The organism is Halomonas alkalisoli (assembly GCF_021412585.1).
Lineage (GTDB): Bacteria > Pseudomonadota > Gammaproteobacteria > Pseudomonadales > Halomonadaceae > Halomonas > Halomonas alkalisoli.
This window is the reverse complement of the sequence record NZ_JAKCMI010000021.1, coordinates 150,541-168,890: the sequence shown is the minus strand read 5'-3', so window position 1 is coordinate 168,890 and position 18,350 is coordinate 150,541. Positions and strand designations below refer to the sequence as shown.

The 18,350-nt window shown below is 61.3% G+C and carries 17 protein-coding genes; 6 read left to right on the top strand and 11 right to left on the bottom strand.

Translation table 11 applies throughout. The features are described 5' to 3' along the window. The first annotated feature begins 1 nt into the window (after position 1). Positions 2–652 (top strand): flavin reductase family protein, encoded by a 651-nt coding sequence (locus tag LY622_RS07265; protein ID WP_114574104.1) that lies wholly within the window; start codon positions 2–4, stop codon positions 650–652. A 79-nt stretch (positions 653–731) separates the two neighbouring features. Here the strand turns inward: LY622_RS07265 and LY622_RS07260 are convergent, their stop codons facing one another. Next, complete coding sequence (locus LY622_RS07260) at positions 732–1,679, bottom strand: D-2-hydroxyacid dehydrogenase family protein (protein ID WP_234290277.1); 948 nt, start codon at positions 1,677–1,679, stop codon at positions 732–734. A gap of 236 nt (positions 1,680–1,915) precedes the next feature. Here LY622_RS07260 and LY622_RS07255 point away from each other — a divergent pair, with 236 nt between their 5' ends. The 3 genes from LY622_RS07255 (at position 1,916) to LY622_RS07245 (ending at position 4,612) form a co-directional block, all read left to right on the top strand. Then, a complete protein-coding gene (locus LY622_RS07255) occupies positions 1,916–2,269 on the top strand; it encodes a Na-translocating system protein MpsC family protein (protein WP_114479864.1) in 354 nt (117 codons plus the stop codon). A 168-nt stretch (positions 2,270–2,437) separates the two neighbouring features. Then, a complete protein-coding gene (locus tag LY622_RS07250; protein ID WP_234290276.1) occupies positions 2,438–3,460 on the top strand; it encodes a Nif3-like dinuclear metal center hexameric protein in 1,023 nt (340 codons plus the stop codon). Positions 3,461–3,505: 45 nt separating this feature from the next. Continuing rightward, a complete protein-coding gene (locus LY622_RS07245) occupies positions 3,506–4,612 on the top strand; it encodes a hypothetical protein (protein ID WP_234290275.1) in 1,107 nt (368 codons plus the stop codon). Between the two features lie 26 nt (positions 4,613–4,638). On the opposite strand, the gene LY622_RS07240 is transcribed toward LY622_RS07245, so the two are convergent. Beyond that, complete coding sequence (locus tag LY622_RS07240; protein ID WP_234290274.1) at positions 4,639–5,400, bottom strand: haloacid dehalogenase type II; 762 nt, start codon at positions 5,398–5,400, stop codon at positions 4,639–4,641. Positions 5,401–5,596: 196 nt separating this feature from the next. Here LY622_RS07240 and LY622_RS07235 point away from each other — a divergent pair, with 196 nt between their 5' ends. After that, a complete protein-coding gene (locus LY622_RS07235; protein ID WP_234290273.1) occupies positions 5,597–6,283 on the top strand; it encodes a GntR family transcriptional regulator in 687 nt (228 codons plus the stop codon). An 86-nt stretch (positions 6,284–6,369) separates the two neighbouring features. After that, a complete protein-coding gene (locus tag LY622_RS07230) occupies positions 6,370–7,848 on the top strand; it encodes a protein adenylyltransferase SelO (RefSeq protein WP_234290272.1) in 1,479 nt (492 codons plus the stop codon). A gap of 76 nt (positions 7,849–7,924) precedes the next feature. Here LY622_RS07230 and LY622_RS07225 read toward each other — a convergent pair whose 3' ends face one another. The 9 genes from LY622_RS07225 to LY622_RS07185 form a co-directional block, all read right to left on the bottom strand. Then, a complete protein-coding gene (locus LY622_RS07225) occupies positions 7,925–8,053 on the bottom strand; it encodes a putative transporter small subunit (protein WP_220250810.1) in 129 nt (42 codons plus the stop codon). Positions 8,054–8,119: 66 nt separating this feature from the next. Continuing rightward, on the bottom strand, positions 8,120–9,805 hold the full coding sequence (locus tag LY622_RS07220; protein WP_234290271.1) for a sodium:solute symporter family protein: 1,686 nt from the start codon (positions 9,803–9,805) through the stop codon (positions 8,120–8,122). 704 nt (positions 9,806–10,509) lie between these two features. Beyond that, positions 10,510–11,598 carry a TauD/TfdA family dioxygenase gene (locus LY622_RS07215; protein ID WP_234290270.1) on the bottom strand — a complete coding sequence of 363 codons (1,089 nt, stop codon included), beginning with the start codon at positions 11,596–11,598 and terminating at the stop codon, positions 10,510–10,512. 170 nt (positions 11,599–11,768) lie between these two features. Beyond that, positions 11,769–12,425: a cysteine hydrolase family protein gene (locus tag LY622_RS07210; RefSeq protein WP_234290269.1), complete on the bottom strand. Its 657-nt coding sequence runs from the start codon at positions 12,423–12,425 to the stop codon at positions 11,769–11,771. Beyond that, complete coding sequence (locus LY622_RS07205) at positions 12,422–14,362, bottom strand: TRAP transporter permease (RefSeq protein WP_234290268.1); 1,941 nt, start codon at positions 14,360–14,362, stop codon at positions 12,422–12,424. Before LY622_RS07205 ends, LY622_RS07210 begins: the two co-directional genes overlap by 4 nt. Before the next feature lie 2 nt (positions 14,363–14,364). Beyond that, on the bottom strand, positions 14,365–15,372 hold the full coding sequence (locus LY622_RS07200; protein WP_234290267.1) for a TAXI family TRAP transporter solute-binding subunit: 1,008 nt from the start codon (positions 15,370–15,372) through the stop codon (positions 14,365–14,367). Between the two features lie 80 nt (positions 15,373–15,452). After that, entirely contained in the window at positions 15,453–16,376 is a 924-nt protein-coding gene (locus tag LY622_RS07195) for an isocitrate lyase/PEP mutase family protein (protein WP_234290266.1), read from the bottom strand. Then, complete coding sequence (locus LY622_RS07190) at positions 16,373–17,290, bottom strand: isocitrate lyase/PEP mutase family protein (protein WP_255762460.1); 918 nt, start codon at positions 17,288–17,290, stop codon at positions 16,373–16,375. Before LY622_RS07190 ends, LY622_RS07195 begins: the two co-directional genes overlap by 4 nt. A 157-nt stretch (positions 17,291–17,447) precedes the next feature. Further along, positions 17,448–18,332, bottom strand: a complete 885-nt coding sequence (locus tag LY622_RS07185) for a LysR family transcriptional regulator (protein ID WP_234290264.1) — start codon at positions 18,330–18,332, stop codon at positions 17,448–17,450. Positions 18,333–18,350: the final 18 nt, after the last annotated feature.

Sequence of the window (18,350 nt, the reverse complement as noted above, 5' to 3'; positions counted from 1 at the left end):
CATGAGCGACTATCTGCTGGAGGAGGCCTCGCTGAGCATCGGGGCCATCTACCGTCTCTTCTCGGGCAGCGTCTGCCCGCGCCCCATCGCCTGGGTGTCGACGCTCGATCGCAACGGCAACGCCAACCTGGCGCCGTTCTCTTTCTTCAATGTGGTGAGTGTAGCGCCGCCGGTGCTGGGATTCTCGCCGCTGCTCGATGGCGAGGGACAACCCAAGGACACCATTCGCAACCTGGAACAGGTGAGGGAGTGCGTGATCCATATCAGCGGCGAGGGCCTGGTGGAGGAGATGAACGCCACCAGCGCTGGACTTCCTCACCACGAGGATGAATTTGCCCTGGCGGGACTGGAGAAACTGCCGATGCCCGGGGTCTCTGTGCCCCGGGTGGCGGGTGCGCCGGTGGCCTTCGGCTGCCGGCTTCGCGAGATCATCCGTTTCGGTGACCAGCCCCTGGCCGGCAACCTGGTACTGGCGGAGGTGGTATCGATCCATGTGGACGATGCGGTGTGGAATGGCCGGCACGTATCCATCGACGCGCTACGACCCATCGGGCGCATGGCCGGCAACGACTACGCCCGAACCAGCGACTTGTTCGTGGTCGAGCGGCCGGCGTCGGGCAGCGCCATGAGCCGCCCGGCACGGGGCGGCTGACGCCAGGCCGTTCGGGTGGAGGCTCGCTTCACGTGTACTCATTGGCTTCTTTCCATGCTGTTCATGCTCCGGCGTCGATTCACTCGGCCAGATTGGTGACCGGGCGTCCTGCGGCGAAGGCGAGCAGATTGTCGAAGGCGTCGCCGAAGTAGAGCTCGTAGCTGTCCTTCTCCACATAGCCGAGGTGGGGCGTGGCGAGGAAATTAGACAGCTCGAGCAGCGGGTGGTGGATCACAGGCTCCTCGTCGAACACGTCAACGGCGGCCTGGCCAGGCCGCCCCGAGCGCAGTGCTGCCTCCAGAGCGCCGGCCTCGATGAGCGGGGCGCGGCTGGTATTGACCAGCAATGCGGTGGGCTTCATGCGTGCGAGGTCCTCGGCCGTGACGATGCCGCGGGTCTCGGCGTTCAATCGCAGGTGCAGGCTCAGCACGTCGCTGCGTTCGAACAGCGCCTCCTTGCTGCCGGCCACGTCGAAGCCTGCCTCGGTGGCTCGCGCCCGGGTGCCCTCTCGCCCCCACACCAGCACGTTCATGTCGAAGGCCTGGCCGTAGCGGGCCATCAGCTGGCCGATCTTGCCGTAGCCGAAGATGCCCAGGGTGCGACCCTTGAGGCCGGTGCCTAGGGTGCGCTGCCAGCGTCCGGCCTTGAGGTTCTCGAACTCCTGGGGAATATGGCGCATGGCGGCCATGACCAGCCCCCAGGTGAGCTCGGCGGCGGCATGGGGCGAGCCGGTGCCGGCCATGACCGTGACGCCCTGGCGGCGGCAGGCATCCATATCCACATGGGCCGCGCCGCCGCCGGTCTGGCTGATCACCCTGAGGTTGGGCAGGCGCGCCAGCAGCTCGGCGCTGATCGGCGTGCGTTCGCGGATCAGCACCAGCGCCTCGGCGTCGCGGAAGCGTTCGGCCAGGGCATCCAGGTCGGTCAGGGTGTCGTTGTGGATGGTGACGTCCTGGTCTTCCAGTTTGCGAAAGGCATCGAGCGTGCGCACGCAGTCCTGGTAGTCATCGGGTATCACGATCTTCATTGGGCGGGCTCCTTATCGGTGGTTGGGCTCCGGGGATCGCCGTGAATGGTGTCGGCTGCCCCGGGTATTTCGGTTGAAAATGCCCAAGGATAATCGATTTTTCATGTTGACAGATATTTTACGCTTGCCTACTCTGAACATCGTGCGTATATGGTATACCAAGATTTCGACCGGGCAGCCGTAGGTCCCGAGCTACAGAGAACATAGCGAGAATACGTATCGAGGGTGCCCTGGATATGCCATCTTTGGGGGAGTTCAAGCAAGGCCTGATCAAGGACTACAACGACGTCAACAATCGTATCTTCGGTATTGGTGTAGTACGCCAGAAGGTCGACGTCGTTGGCGACAAGCTGATCATCGTCGCCCTGCACAAGCGCGTGCCCTCCCTGGCGTATCTGAGTGCACTTAACAGCAATGTCAGCGAACTAGCCGATCACTATCTGATCAAGGGGTTCAAGAACGAATTCAAGCAGCTGCTGGTAGAGAAGTACGGTTTCGACGTGATGACGATCTTCAAGGATTACGATGCCGAAGCCGAGCTTTCCGCTACCGTGGTGGTGATGCAAAAGGATGTACGCGACTACCTCTGAGAGCCCGTGTGCTGCAGAGAATAGCCCGTAAATCTTCGACGAGAGATCGTTGACTGGTGATGTGAACTCGCGCTGAACAGGCGAGTGCTCAATGACCGTCAGCCCAGCCCGAGGCAATTGCCTCAGGGTTGTGCTGGCGGTTTTTTTCGTTATGTGAGGAGGAAAACAATGGCTAAGGTAGCGGATATCGTAAATGCACTGAGTGTGATCACCGGGGGGCGAACGGTGTCATCCATGGAGGAGGTGGAGCGTGGCGATCATCCTTTCGTCATCCTCAAGTCGTCGGGCATCCATGGTAAATCCGTACTGGAAATTCCTGGCCTGATCTATGGCGATCCGGGCAAGGCGATCCGCAAGGTGGCTGTCTGCATGACCATGACGGAGCTGGTCATCGAACTGGCCGGGGCGACCGGCGTCGATGCCGTGGTGGCGCATCATCCCATTGCGGACGCCGCCAGCTGTGGTGGGGTGACCCTGAAGAACTACCTCGACCTCTACGACGTGGCGGGGCTCGAGTGCCACGAGGCCTTCCACGGCCTGCACCCCGGCATCCCCTTCCTGCATGGCCACAAGGTGGTCAAGGGCAACATCGCCTATGGTGGCGTTCATGGCAATATCATGTTCGTCGGCAGGGCGCTTCCCGAGGTCAACACCCTCGGCGATATTCTCGACCGGCTGGGGCGCTACATGGCCCTCGACCAGGATCGTGCGCTGCTGGCGGAAGAACGGCTCGTTCGCGGCATCGAGGCGATACGGGAGACCAGCGTCGAGACCAGCGGGTTCATTCATCTCGGCTCGCGCGAAAGCCGGGTCGAGAATATCCTGCACATCTTTCCGCACACTGGCTTCTCGGCCGACAATCTGCGCCAGGCGGTGGCGGAGAACCCCGATACCGATACCGTGGTTGCCTCCATCAGCCGTGTCTATGCCGGGCATGAGCTGCTGGATGTGGCCGAGGAGCTGGGCCTGAATTTCATTGTGGGAAACTGCCACGTCATGGAAATCCTCGAGAATGGCCTGCCCCTGGCCTATGCCCTGGATGAGCTGCTGGAAGACGTGGAGGTCGTGTTGTTCCGGGACCGGGTCACCTCCACCCCCGTGAAGATGGTGGGAAATGGTGCCCTGAAGACCTATGCGAAAGAGATGTCGGCACGGCACCTGCTTGGCAAGAATGCCATGAGCGATGTGTGACGATTTCGGTTTCTTCCCAAGCGATTCAATAACAAGAGACTTGTCATGAAGACTTCCGTTACTACCCCAGACTCCAAGAAAGAAAAGTCACCTGAAAGCAAGCGGGCATGGAAGAAGATCGAAGTGGTCGGCATCGTGCTTTTGGGTATCTGCATGCTGCTGCTGATGTTCTCGCCGACGACCCTTTCGGGCCTGTTCAATTCGATCATGGTGTCGGTTCAGCCCGTGGTCGTCGATGTGTTTCTGACCGGGGTGGTGGGTACCGCCATCATCGTCAGCGTCATCATCGGCAGGCTGCTGGAAAGGCTGGGCTTCACCGACGCCCTGGTGCGCATCTTTGTTCCCGCCATGAAGCTGATCGGGGTGAATCCCGCCGTCATCATTCCCAGCGTCTACAATATCTTCGGCGATATCAATGCGGCAGGAAAGATATCGGGGCCCATCCTGAAGCGGGCGGGTGCCACCAAGGATGAGCAGAAGCTGGCCGTCGCCACCATGGTGCAGTCACAGCAATCCTTCTCGACATTCATGCTGGGAATGATGGCGTTGACCTTCGCCGGCGTGAATGTCTTCGTCGTGGTGCTGCTGGCGGTCTTCATGCCGCTGATCGTCTCGCCGCTGCTGCTGTCGAAGGTGCTCTACCGCGACGTCAAGCGGGTCGAGATCGGTAACCTGCCGACCTTTACGCCGGAGCGTGATTTCCTGCCGACCATGTTCAGTGCCGCCCGGGAGGGCGTGGAACTGCTGCTGCTGATCCTGATTCCCGCCGTGGCCCTGGTGTTCGCCGTGATCGGTGTGCTCGACTACATCGGCATCTGGGAAACGATCGAGTCGTCGCTGGGCAGCGTCATGCTGTTCCTGAACATCCATCCGGAAACGGGCGTGCTGTCGATCCTGGTCAGCCCGACCCTTGCCATGGGCCAGCTGCAGGCGATGGCGGGGGAGATCGATCCCTCCCTGGTGGTCGGTTCCTTCGTCCTGGCCTCATCGGGCCTGCCCCTGTCCGCCGTATTCGGCCAGGTACCGGTGGTGTGGGCGGAAAGCTCCGACCTGAGCGAGCGTGAGGCCATGGGCGCCGCCGTGCTGGGCATCACGATGCGCCTGGCGACGGCATTCGTCATCGCCTTCTTTGTCACGCCACTGGTGGTGTGACGGTGGCTGGTGTGACGGTGGCCTGACTATTTCATGGCCAGCGACTGGCGCGCACCCGAACGGCTCAGCAACTGGTCGGCCAGGTCGTGAAAGTCGTTGGCCACGTAGTCGAAGCTCGGGTCGATGGTCAGGTCGGGCCTGGCTTCTGGCCCGAACTCCAGCGGCCGCATCACGAAGGCGGTGTGCAGCCCCTCGCTGTGTGCGGCCTTGAGGTCGTCCTGGTGGGCGGCCACCATCATGATCTGTTGCGGGCTCAGGTCCAGCAGCCGGGCTGCCATGCGGTAGACCTCGGGATCACGCTTGTAGTGTCGGGCCAGCTCGGCCGAGAGGACGCAGTCCCACGGCAGGCCGGCCTGCTTCGCCATATTGACCAGTAGCGACATGTTACCGTTGGAGAGTGGGGTCAGGATGAACCGCTCGCGCAGGCGGTGCATGCCGTTCACGGCATCCGGCCAGGGCTTGAGCCGGTGCCAGGCGCGATTGAAGTTGGCCTTGTCGGCTTCGGATAGCCCGTCGATGCCGAACTCCTCGAGCAGGCGATCGAGGGTCATGCGATGCAGCTGGTCCAGCGAGGTCCAGGAGAGGCGCCCCTGGCGAACCCGATTCATCGAAGGGGCATAGCCTTCTCGCCAGGCATCGGCAAAGGCGGCCCAGTCGACGTCCAGCCCGCGGGCACGCCCGAGGGACTCACCTTCGCGTATCACGCTGCTGCGCCAGTCGACCACCGTGCCGAACACATCGAAGGCCAGGCAGCGGATGTCGGCGAGTTGTGGTGGGGTCAGGCTCATGCCATCACTTCCTTGTCAGATGCTGGTTCGCATTATAATTGTATGCAATTCGACTCGATTTTCGCCAAATGTAGGCCTACAGTGCTTCCCATGCAAATAGTTGTGCACGATTTTTTTGCAACCTTGTTCGACTCCCGGCAGGAAGCCGGATCGGCAAGGCGCCCCGGGCCGCGTTCTCACTGCAAGGAGCCAATCAATGACTGCTGCCGACCGCGTTTATCAGATCATCAGGAAGCGTATCCTCGATGGGCAATACCCCGCTGGTAGCTATGTGCGCGAAGCAGCCATCGGCCAGGAGCTGGAACTCAGCCGCACGCCGATCCGCGAAGCGCTGCGGCGACTGGTGTCGGATGGCTGGGTAGAGGCCATTCCCCATCACGGTGCCCAGGTGGTCTCCTGGACCCAGCGCGATGTGGAAGAGGTGTTCGAGCTGCGGGTCCTGCTTGAGCCCCAGGTGGCGCGTCGGGCGGCCACCCGCATCGAGCGCAGTCAATTGGACAAGCTCGAGTCGCTGGCCATGCGGATGGAAGCCCTGTGTCGGGAAGGGCGGGAGAATGCCCTCGAAGAGATCGCCGTGCTGAACGACGACTACCATGCCCGGCTGATGGCGGCAGCAGGCAGTCCGCGTCTTCAGCGCCTGCTGGAAACCATCGTCCAGGTGCCGGTCTCGCGTCGCAGCTTCCACCACTACACCCGGGATGAGCTGGCCGGCAGCATGCACCACCACCGTGAGCTGCTTCGCGCCCTGGGCGCCGGTGACGGGGACTGGGCCGCTTCGGTGATGCGATCCCATCTGCTGGCGGCCCGGGCGGCACAGCTGCGTTTTGCGGCCTGCGTCGAGGAGGCCGGGGCAGGGGTCGCTTCGATGTCGCGTCGTGGCTAACTTGCCGCTGATGGAATGTTGATCCTGCTGCCTTGTCACAGCAAATAAGCCCCACTTCCCGTGTCCCGTCGCTATTCGGAGCCGCCATGTTTCCCCCGTTCACCCTTCGCTATGCTCGCTTTCCCGAACGTTTCTTCGCGCGCTTCGACCCCGTCCCCGTGGCGTCGCCACGGCTGGTGGCCTTCAACCGCTCCCTGGCCGACGAGCTGGGCTTTGACCTGGCGACCTTCGACAGTGACGAGGCGGCGGTATGGTTTGCCGGCAACGTGGTACCGCCCGGGGCCGAACCATTGTCCCAGGCCTACGCCGGCCACCAGTTCGGCGGCTTCGTGCCCCGGCTCGGCGATGGCCGAGCCGTGCTGCTGGGCGAGGTCACCGACCGGCAAGGCCGGCTGCGCGATATCCAGCTCAAGGGGGCGGGGTGCACCCCCTTCTCCCGCGGCGGCGACGGTCGCGCGCCACTGGGGCCGGTGCTGAGGGAGTACCTGGTCAGCGAGGCCATGCACGCCATGGGTATTCCCACCACCCGGGCCCTGGCGGCGGTGACCACCGGCGAGCGGGTGGTCCGTGGCATTCCCGAGCCGGGGGCGATCCTGACCCGCGTGGCCAGCAGCCATATCCGCGTTGGCACCTTCCAGTACTTTGCCGCTCGTGGCGATGCCGATGGCATTCGCGAGCTGGCCGATCATGTGATCGAGCGTCACTACCCCGAGTTGGCCAGGCTGTCCGGCAATGAGCGCTACATGGCGTTGATCGAGGCGATCCAGGCGCGTCAGGCGGCACTGGTCGCGAAGTGGATGGGCATCGGCTTCATCCATGGCGTCATGAACACCGATAACACCACCGTGTCGGGGGAGACCATCGACTACGGCCCCTGCGCCTTCATGGAGAGCTACGACCCCAGGACCGTGTTCAGCGCCATCGACGAGGGGGGGCGTTACGCCTACTCCAACCAGCCCTGGATCGCCCAGTGGAACCTGGCGCGGCTGGCCGAGACCCTGCTACCGCTGATCGACAGCGACCAGGAGCGGGCGGTGGAGCGGGCAACCGAGGTGATCAAGGCCTTCGAGGCACAGTACGAGGCCGAATGGCTGGCCGTGATGCGTGCCAAGCTGGGCCTGGCCCGTGAGGAGGCGGGCGACCGGGCGCTGGCCGAGGCGCTGCTGGATGCCATGCACCAGGGACATGCCGACTTTACTCTGACCTTCCGTCAGCTCTGCGAGGCGGCCGAATCCGGCGAAGCGGACAGCGCCCTCGGCAACCTGTTCGAGCGCCCGGAGGTCATCGAGGCCTGGCTCGAGCGCTGGCGCGAACGCCTGGCCCAGGAGCCGGCGGCGCCCACCGAGCGGGCCCGGCAGATGCGGCTCGTCAATCCCGCCTACATTCCCCGCAACCACCGGGTCCAGCAGGCGTTGAGCTCAGCCATCGACGAGGACGATTTCGCTCCCTTCGAGGCGCTGCTCGCGGTGGTCACCCGGCCATTCGAGGCGCAGCCCGGCCGCGAGGATTACAGCCTGCCGGCATCGCCACGCGAACGGGTCTTTCGCACCTTCTGCGGCACCTGAACGTCATCCCAAGGCACGCAGAACCGATACGAAACGGGCCCTGATATCAGGGCCCGTTGCGGTCATACGGCGCGGTTCATACCAGCTCGCGCTGCTCCTCTTTCGCCTTGCGGCGGTCGCGCATCACCGCGCGGCAGATCACCACCAGCACCCCCAGGGTGATGGCGGGCCAGATCAGCACGTAGAAACCATAGAGTGCATTCATGTCAGATTCTCCACTGTGGCGGTGCCGGCCAGCGGCACCGCGGTAGGCTCAAGTCAATGATCAGGGCTAGACGGCCGGCCTGGCCGTGGCCACGTCGCCTTCCTGCACGCTGGGTTCGTGGGTGTCGTAGTCGCCGACTCGCTCGCCGATGGTGGCGAAGTCGAAGTCTTCCTGGCGGCTCATCAGGCTCATCACCACGCAGACCAGGGTGCTGGCGCCGTAGGCGGTCAGCGAGGCCAGCAGTACGGTGTAGTCGCGCAGGAAGTCGGTGGCGAACACCAGCATCGCGACCAGCGCCAGGGCAGCGGCGATGAACCCGGCGATGCGGCCCAGGAAGCCGAACACCATCAGGCCGATGATCACGCCGCCACCGATGCTGGCCAGCACCTCGAAGAACAGGCCGCTGGCGCCGCTCATGGGCAGCAGCTCGAAGCGCGCCAGGCAGAACAGCACCATGGCCACCAGTACCGAGGTGGTGAAGGCCTGGTTGGTGACCCGATTCCAGAAACAGCTGGCGATGACCGGGAAGACGATGGCGCCCCACAGCGCGCCGACGAACACCAGCATCACCAGGATATCCAGCGAGAAGCTGGCGAAGACGATGCCCACCGCGGTGGCGACGATCATGGTCAGGCGGCCCACCAGCAGCATGCGCTTGGGGTCGGCCTTGCCGCGGGCGATGTTCTTGCCGTAGACATCGGCCATCATGATCGCCGACAGCGCGGAGAGATCGGAGTCGGCGGTAGAGGAGAGCGAGCCGATCACCAGGATGAAGAACAGCGCAATGAACAGCGGCGGCAGATAGCCGGACACCATCTGCGGGATCAGGTTGTTCATGTCACCGCCCATTGGCTCGACGCCCAGGGTCAGCGCCATCAGACCGATCATGCCCAGCCCGATGACGATGGCACCGTAGCCGATGGTCGCGGTGATAAAGGTGGGTTTGATATGGCTCTCGTTCACCGCGAACAGGCGCTGGGAAATGGTCTGGTTACCGATCGCATAGGCCAGCACGGCGACGAAGAAGGGCGCGCCCTGGTAGAGGATAGCATCCATGGAGAAGAGGTTTGCTTGCTCGCTGGTGAGGTTATCCAGGCCTGCCACCAGCTCGCTGGGGCCGCCCATGGCGAAGAACACCGCGGGAATGATCACGATGGCAATCGCCATCAGCGCCACCAGCTGTGCGAAGTCGGTCATCACCGAGGCGCGGAACCCCGACCACAGCGTATAGAGCAGCACGCCGAAGCCGGCAATGATCACCCCGGCCTGGAATGACAGCGGCGAGAGCACCGAGACCAGTGCGCCAGCGGCGGTGAAGTTGACCATCAGGCTGATCACGCTGCCCAGCACGTTGGAGAGCGCCAGGATCAGCTGACTGGAGGAGCCGTGGCGGGCGTGGATCAGCTCGCCCAGGGTGTGGGCATTGGGGGCGAGCTTGCGAAAGCGCCGGCCGAAGGGGTAGATGAACAGGATCATCAGTGCCCCCCACAGGCCGTAGTGAATGGGGCCCGAGACGCCGTAGGTATAGCCGGAGGTGGCGGCGGCGTAGAAGGAGGCGGCCCAGATCCAGGTGGCGGTCATGCTGGCCGCGCCCATGCCGAAGCCCACGCGGTGGTTGGAAACCATGAAGGCGTCGGCGTCTTCGTTCTTCTTGCGGATGCCTAGCGTCATCAGGTAGGTGCCGCCGTAGAAGGCGAGCAGCAGCAAGATGACGGTCAGGGTCGAAAATTGATAGAGCGATTCGCTGTTCAAGGGCAATCCCTCGGTGGATGGAACGAACACGCCCGGGCCGGTCGATCAGGTCGACATGCCGGGCGCAGTGATGGTGCTGTGGGGGGGGGGCAGGCCCAAAGGCGGCTTGAGGCTGATCAGCGCTCAGGCATGAGCGCAGAGACAAGCAGGCTGACGCCAGGCGTGGCGCAGCCTCGGGTGCTATCGATCAGGCACGGCAAGACGATGCCGTCAGTCAGGCATTACCCCGCAGCGGGGAGGTCGGGCGGCGGGCGGCGCGGCATGCACCGTCCCTCATCGGCGTAGTGGCGCGACATGGATTCCTTCTCTATCGATGGCGTCGACGACGTACAGTCGAGAGTACCGGTGATCCAGTCTGCATGGAGGCAAGACCAGGGTGTCCCATGGCGGGACCTGCCCAGGGTTCGTTGTCAGTATTATTGTCTGAACCAAGGGTCGTATACCCTACTGATTTATCATGAAAAAGTCCAATCGGTGCCGAATCGGCGGAAAATTGCGTCTAGTGGCGCCGAAATGTCGGCTGCGATCCCGGGGCGACGGCCGCAGGGCTGTCCTGTTCCCCCGTTCACCTTTCGCTATGGCACCCGTGTGGCGGTATCTGGATCGGGCTCAGTTGATCATTCCAGGCAGCCAGGTGGCGATGGCCGGGAAGGCGATCAGCAGGGCGACCAGCAGCATCGAGCAGAGGATCAATGCGAATTTACTTAGTTGATAAAAATGTTGTACATCTTGTGGTAATTGGCTTGGCGTTGTTCGTAGGCGAGGAAATCGTCGGTAATGCATTTGCCGCGGTTGCCGCCACGCACAGCGCCGGCACGTGTATCCTTGAAGGCTTCTCGCCAAGTGTCGGGTAGCGGTTGGGAGCCGGGAATGGTCATCCATAAGCGCAGCAGGTGTCTTTTACGCTGTTCGTCTTCGTAGTCTTCGAAGTCGGTGCGTGAATGTACGACGGTGTAGTTGTTGAGCAACTGCATGTCGCCTTTTTCAATGTTCATCGAGAAGCAGAACTTGGGATCTTTGAGCTTATTGTCGAGCCAGTCAAGGACTTCGATCTGATCGGGCTCCAGGCGCGGAACCTCGTCGAAATATTCCTGAGCGGCGGTGATGTTCTTCCGGTTTGTGCGGAAAGCAGGATACCCCTGAGCTTCTCCGTATAGCGGGCAGGGGTAGATATTCGGCTCATCATCGGAGCCGGCACCTTGCAGACTGAAGTAGAATGGCTTGTGGAGTGCAGCTTCGAGATCAGGGCGGGTTCGCTTCAACTCGTCGTGAATCGCCAACGAGCTGGTAATCAGACTGGTGCCGCCGGATTTGGCTGGATGAATGCACAGCAGCGAGACGACATCGCAGAAGTCGACGTGAAAATCGAGGCCGGCATTGGTGTTGTAGCCACGGCCACCATTGATCTTGTACTGGCCTCCGGTGTCTTTTACCGAGGTCATGATGTGGCTTTGCTTGTTCTGAGTGCGAGCAACACCGGCATGTAGCCCGAGCCCCCAGTAGAGCATCTTGATGTCTTCTACGCTGTAACGCTCAACGGGTAAGCCCTTGAGCAGGCAAAAGCCCCAGCCTTGCTGGGTACTGGCATAGGCGGCCAGGACTTCTTCGCGCCCGGCGCCGTTGAGGGGAAAATCATCCGGTGTCAGTGAGAGTAGAGATTTCGATGTCGATTTGGCGTGCTGCAATGCGCTGTCGATATCGGCAATGGCGGCGTCGGAGAGAAAACGAATCCAGCTGGTGTCATTCTCGACATCACGACTTAGCCAAGGGCTGCATTGCGTAAGGTGACTCATAAAAAATGCCTCAATATATCGTTGTTTATGTAATGCATGGGTGCGCTATAAGTACATAATCTAGCAATGCTGATTGGTTGGTGAAAACGATATTTATGAAAGATGGACTCAAGAAAAGCTGGTGAAAAGCCAGTGGGGGAACACTGGCAAACAATGCATACGGGGAAATGTTAGCGTCGGTTTGCGTTGACGGTGTCGATAATGCGTGACGAAGGCTCTACCAAAAAGCGGTTTTTCATCAAGGCCAGTGAAGCATCATGGAATTGTGCATTGCTGCTGGCCACGGCGTCTTCTGCCACGATGGTGTAGTAGTCGTGATGGGCACTGCTGCGCACGGTGGATTCGACGCAGCCTTCAGTGTTGGCTCCAATCAGTACGGTGGTGTCGATGCCGTTGGCTTTCAGTACCATGTCCAGGCAGGTGCCGAGAAAGGCATCCGGGCGCAGCTTTTCGATGATGGGATCTTGCTCGCGCGGCTCGATACCTTCGCAGAATGTGGCGCCCCACGAGCCTTTCAAGGTGTAGTTGGGGCTCTTGCCATCGCGCACCTTGAGTCGCAGCCAGGCTGGGCTGTCGCCGCGGCCATCGGGTAGCGTGACTTGGCGCACGAAGACCGTGAATAAGTCCATGGCCTGCCACTCGGCAATTAGCTTACGCATGTTTGGCAGGTGGGCTTGGGCCAGGGTCATGTCTCTACCGGCCTGGGAGAATACACCGTCAGCGTCGAAGAAATCGTTCTGTACGTCGATGACCACCAGCGCCGTCTTTTCAGGGATCAGAATCTCTTCCAGGGTTTGCCTGACTCTCTTTCCGTGCAGGGTGATCATGTCGTCTCCTTACTTAGGTGATAGTTCGTTTTACCGCGCAGCATGTGGATGGCCAGCATTAGCAGCAGCAGGGCCCCTCCAGCGATCGGTAACAGCATGCCGGGAGCTATCAGGCCGAAGGCGGCCATCGAAAACAGCAGCCGCTCCCAGTACGCCAGTGGATAGATCAAGTACCCAGACATCGCAGCCCCGATCAGCGTGACGCCGATTAGGCCGGTGATGGCATAGGCGGCGATGGTTAGCCCATCACCGATCATCAGAATCTCGGGGTGGAAGACGAACACGAACGGGATAATGAAGGCGACCAGCGAGAGCCGGATGGCGGTGATACTGGTGGGTAGCCAGTTGGCTTTCGCCATGCTGGCGCTGATGAACACGGTGGCGCACAGAGGCGGCGTGAGGCCGGCTATGATGCTGAAGTAGAAGATGAACATGTGCGCGGCAATGGGCTCCACGCCGAGCCGTACCAGTGCCGGTGCCACGACCGCAGCGGCCAGCATGTAGGCGGCGGCGGTAGGCAGCCCGGTGCCGAGCAACATGGCCACCACCATGGCCAGCATCAGTGATATCAACAGGTGGTTTTCGCCCAGGCTGATGATGGCCGACGTGAAGGTGACCCCCATGCCGGTGGTCGAGATCATCGCCAGCAGTATCTGCGCACCGGCGATGAGTACGGCGATGGCGACCAGGCCAATGCCTGCATCGATACAGCCTTCGCGGAGGTTGTTGAGCCGTGCCTTGAGGTCGGGCCAGTTACGCGTCCCGAGCAGGAACAGCACCACCAGAATAGCCGTGGCGGTGAAGGCGGCCATGGCCGGTGAAAAGCCACGTACCAGTAGCGTGATGAGGGTGCCTAGCGAAAGGAATACCGGTCCGGCGCGGCGCAGGGTCAGCACATCCCTGGTGCGGGGTAGCTCGTCGCGCCTCATCGGCTTGTAGCCGAGCCGCTTGGACTCGAAGTGGATCCCGGCCAGGCAGCCAGCGAAGTAGAGCACCGCGGGGATGATGGCGGCGACCATGATGGTGATGTAGGAGATGCCGAGCAGTTCGGCCATGATGAAGGCGCCGGCCCCCATGATGGGTGGCATGATCTGCCCGCCGGTGGAGGCGACGGACTCGACCGCCGCGGCAAAGGTGGGCCGATAGCCCAGTTTCTTCATCAAGGGGATGGTAAAGGCGCCGGTGGTGGCTACGTTGGCAGCAGCAGAGCCCGAGACGCTGCCGAACATGGCGCTGGAAATGGTGGCGACCTTGGCGCCGCCACCGGTGGTGCGGCCTCCGATGATCATGGCCAGGTCCATGAAGGTTTGGCCACCCCCGGTGCGCAGCAGTACGGCACCGAAGATGACGAACATGGCGATTACTGTGGCCGAGATGCCGGTGACCATGCCGAACAGGCCGCGGGTCGAGATGTACAGGACTTCCGCGGCGAAGCGAGGGTCGAGGCCACCGTGGGCCAAGGGGCCAGGCAGGTTGGGTCCCGCCAGGGCATAGGTGAGGCCGGCGATCCCGAGTGCAGGGATGGTCCAGCCGATCACCCGCCGGCAGCCTTCGAGTACCAGCAGGGTGGTAATGATGGCAAAAATGAAGTCGAGCTGGGTCATCCTGAATGTGAAGCCCATGAGACGGTCATAGCTCAGGATCAGGTGACTGATCACGGTAACGGTGGCGAGGATAAAACCAACATCGAGTAATCCCAGTGGGGTATTGCGGGCGTTGCCGCGGCGCATGTCGTAAAGGCAGAACGCCAGTATCAGAGTGCCCCCAACGTGCAGCGAGCGCTGAATCAGATCGGGAAAGGAGCCAAAGGCCCCGGTATAGAGGTGAAACAACACCATGGTGGTGCTGAGCAGGGCGATCAAGTGACCGCGAAAGCGCACCATTGGCGATTGAACGGCGCCCTCTACGGGCGCCGAATCGGGGGACTGTGTGGTCACGCTCAACCCTCCTCGTGCTCAACTGGCATGAGGTGCTCGGGAATCTCGTAGCCCTGTTCCAGGATGTAGCGGGCCACTCCGGCGTGGAGCGGCGTCTGGCCGCGCTCGAGGGTCTGCTCGATGATGTCCATTCCCGCAATTGCCGAATAGGACTCGGCGACGGTGTCGACGTTCTCGACCACGGTCTTGAAGATGTCGTAGGCGGTGTCTTCGGGTAGGTCGGTGGTGGTGCCGATGGTGATGAACACCACGCGAAGGTTCATTGGGCCGGTGTCGTAGGGGGTGTCCTCAACAGCCATGAAATCGAAGTGCGGGTATTCGGCCTGTACCTGCTCGATTTCGTCGTCCGTCCAGCCCAGGATGCGGATATCGCGGGTGGTTTCGGCATCCATGATGGCGCTGTCGGGGGCATTGGGCGGGCCGGCCTTGGTGAAGCCGACGATGCGGCGATCCTGAAAGGCGGTCACCGCATCGCTCATGCCGGTACGGAACCAGTTGGGCTCAACGCCTAGGGCTTCCATGGCTTCGAAGGTGGCGCGCTCGGTGCCGGAGCCGCGCCCACCGCCGTTGAATTGCTGACCGTCGAGGTCGGAGTAGGAGGTGACGTCTGAATTGGCATCTACCACCGTGAGGTAGGCCAAGGGGGTGGTGACCCAGAAGGTTCGGAAGTTGGGGTTGGGATCCCCTTCGAATGGGCCTAAACCTTCGTAATATTCGAACAGGTCGGGCTCGGCCATCATGGCCCAGTCGACCTGGCCTTCGCGCAGGCGGCGCATATTGTCGAGGCCGCCGCCGGTTTCAAGCACCGAGTGGTTGACGTCATCTAGTTCGGCGTTGAGCAACTGGGAGACGGCCACGAAGTAGGCATAGAGCGACGAAGCCTGGCTGGTGGTGCCAATGGAGAGCTGCGTCTGTGCCTGTGCGCCGAGCGGCAGGGAGAGCAGGAGTGCGGCGCCGATACCGGCAGCCAAGGGTGTCTTGCGTAGCGAGTGAGTCAGGGCGTGTCGCATTGGGTCTACCTCTTGTTGTTATCGCTGGTCAGCGATAGGAATAATGGCGTTGTTATTGTGAGAGCCTCGAACGTGAAGGCTTAGCTGGGCTCGGTGAAGCGCGCCTCCAGCGAGGTCCACTCGGGGTAGTCGAACAGCGACCAGAGTCCATGGTGATCGAGCATCTGGTCGCGCAATGAGGCGGTGTTGCCTTTTTCGGCCAAGGTGGCCAGCAGCTTGGCGCCCTGAAATCCGAACAGTCGCGTCAGCGAGTTGGGATAGATGGCCAGCCGGTAGCCGAGCGCGGCGAGCGTTTCTGCATCTAGAAAGGGCGTGCGGCCGCCTTCCACCATGTTGGCCAGGGTCGGGCATTGCAGGCGCTCGTTGATCTGCTGCATCTCGTCTTGGCTTTCCGGGGACTCGACGAAGATGATGTCGGCTCCGGCCTCGCGATAGGCCATGGCACGGTCGAGCGCTTCGGCCAGACCGTGGCCGGTGCGAGCATCTGTTCTGGCAATGATCATCACGTCGTCGTCATCGCGTGCATCCACCGCGGCCTTGATGCGTCCTTCCATTTCGGTGATATCGACCAGCTTGCGACCGAGTTCATGGCCACACTTCTTCGGCCAGGTCTGGTCTTCGATCTGCATGGCGCTGACCCCGGCGCGCTCCAGTTCGCGAACGGTGCGCACTACGTTGAGCGGGCCGCCGTAGCCGGTGTCGACGTCGCAGATAATGGGGATATCGACGACGTCGGCGATGCGCCTTGCACGCTCGGCGACTTCGGCAAAAGAGATGACGCCGATGTCGGGGGCGCCCAAGGCACTCATCGAGACCCCAGAGCCGGTTATGTAGGCCGCGGGAAAACCGGCGTCGGCGACCAGCCGGGCGGTGAGGCAGTCAAAACAGCCGGGCGCCATGGTCAAGGCATCGCGGGCGATCAATTCCCTGAGCCTGGCATTGCGCCCTTGCGCCTGCGCGAGGCCCAGGGGGTAGCCCGGCCGCCGGGTAATAGGGGTGGTCATGAGGTTCTCCTGGCAGTGCGACTTGAGTACTTGTCGGCCCACTGATGGGGTGACATGAAGCGACGTTCGAGTCCGTAGACGTGATCCATGCCCATCAGGGCGTGGGTTTCGGTAAAGTCGGCAAACAGCGCGGGATCCGCTGCCGTGGTGCGGGTTTTCTGGATGTGTGCTAGCGCCTGTTGCATGCCGTGAATGGCGCTCAGCAGGGTGCTGACGGGCAGGCTAACGCGAGCGACGCCACGCTGTTGCAGCTCGTCGAAGGTCATGTTGTCCGGTGTCTTGCCGCCTTCGACCATGTTGATGGCCAGCGGGCCGTGGAAGGCATCGGCCAGCGCCGAGATGGTGTCGAGGTGATCGGCACCATCGACAAACACCATGCTGGCACCTGCCTCGAAATAGGCGTTGGCCCGAGTGATGGTGGCCCTTAGCCCTTCGACAGCGAGTGCATCGGTACGCGCGTTGATGATGAAATCGGGGTCCTTGCGGGCATCGGCGGCGGCGCGGATCTTGCCCACCATCTCCTCGCAGCTGATGACCTCTTTTCCATCCAGGTGGCCGCAGCGCTTGGGCATAACCTGATCTTCGAGATTGATGCCGGCTGCGCCGGTCGCTTCTACTCCCTGGACGGTATACCAGACGTTGACGGCATTACCGAAACCGGTATCGCCGTCGGCCATCACAGGCAGTGAGGTCGCGTTGACGATGGCGCGTGTGCGGTCGCACACATCGGAAAGGGAGAGGATGCTGACATCCGGCATGCCGAGGTGGCTGGCTGCAATACCCAGCCCGCTGACTTGAATGGCGTCAAATCCGGCCTGTTCCACCAGTTTGGCGGAAAGGGGGTCATATGCCCCAGGCATGACGAGTATTTCTGGGCGCTCAATAAGCGACTTGAGTATCGTTGTTGATTTCATTTCGTCTCTGATTTGCCAGGAAGTATTTGTAATTTTATTTGGTTATTGCTTTATATTTTTCGATATTTAAACCGTATTTTTATACTATCAAAGCTAACAAATGGGTGGCGTTATGCTAGCGATTTTTTCTTTATTCGGTGTTGAGGTTTTTTGATGATTAGTGGCGTGTGATGGCTGGCTCTTGCCACTTTTCTATTATTTTCTTCAATATAGACAATGGCTTGTCGCGGCTCTCTATTTTTCTGCTAACCAATGAAAAACGCAGGCTTGGTTCGTCATCATCGAGTGGCATGATTTCTATGTCGTATTGCTTCGTCAGGCGAGGGTCAGGAAGAATAACAACGGCCGATCCATATCCAGACGAGACCATGGAAATAACACCCTCAAGTGATTGAAGCTCGAGAATTGGTGGTTTCCCTCCGAAGAGGGACATTGAGAAGTGGCGCGATAATTTTCCTAGTGATGTCGTTCGGTCATAGGCAATCCACGGTTGAGCTGCTAGCACTTTCTTGTTGCTGGCAGGTGATATGCCACGCGGTGTGATTACGCATAAGGGGGTTTCTTGAAGCAGCTGCCATTCGAGCTGTCGCCGGCTGGCGGTGGCTGGTTCGGCGACGATGGCGGCATCCAGATCACCCACCTTGACCGCATCGATCAACTCGTGTGAACGCCCAGGTATGCAACTGATTTCAAGCTGGGGAGCGGCCTGCTTCAATCGGTTGAACAGGGGCGGCAAGATCACCGGCTGCATGATGCTGATGGCACCCAGCTTGAGTCGGCCCGTCACCGATGCCTGATGACCACCGCGCAGCTGATCGAGTTCCGCGAGTAATGGTCCGACCCGTTGGCAGAGGTCGCGTGCGAATGGCGTCGGTGTGACCGATTGACCGGTACGGTTGAACAGAGATTTTTCGAAATACTGCTCAACCGTCTTTACCTGCATGCTGACCGCGCTGGGGGTGATGTTCACCGCCTTGGCTGCTAGGGCAAAGCTGCCCTTGTCGAGGATGGTCATGACGGTGATCAGGAACTCGAGCCGCATGGGATGCCTCTGGCGATG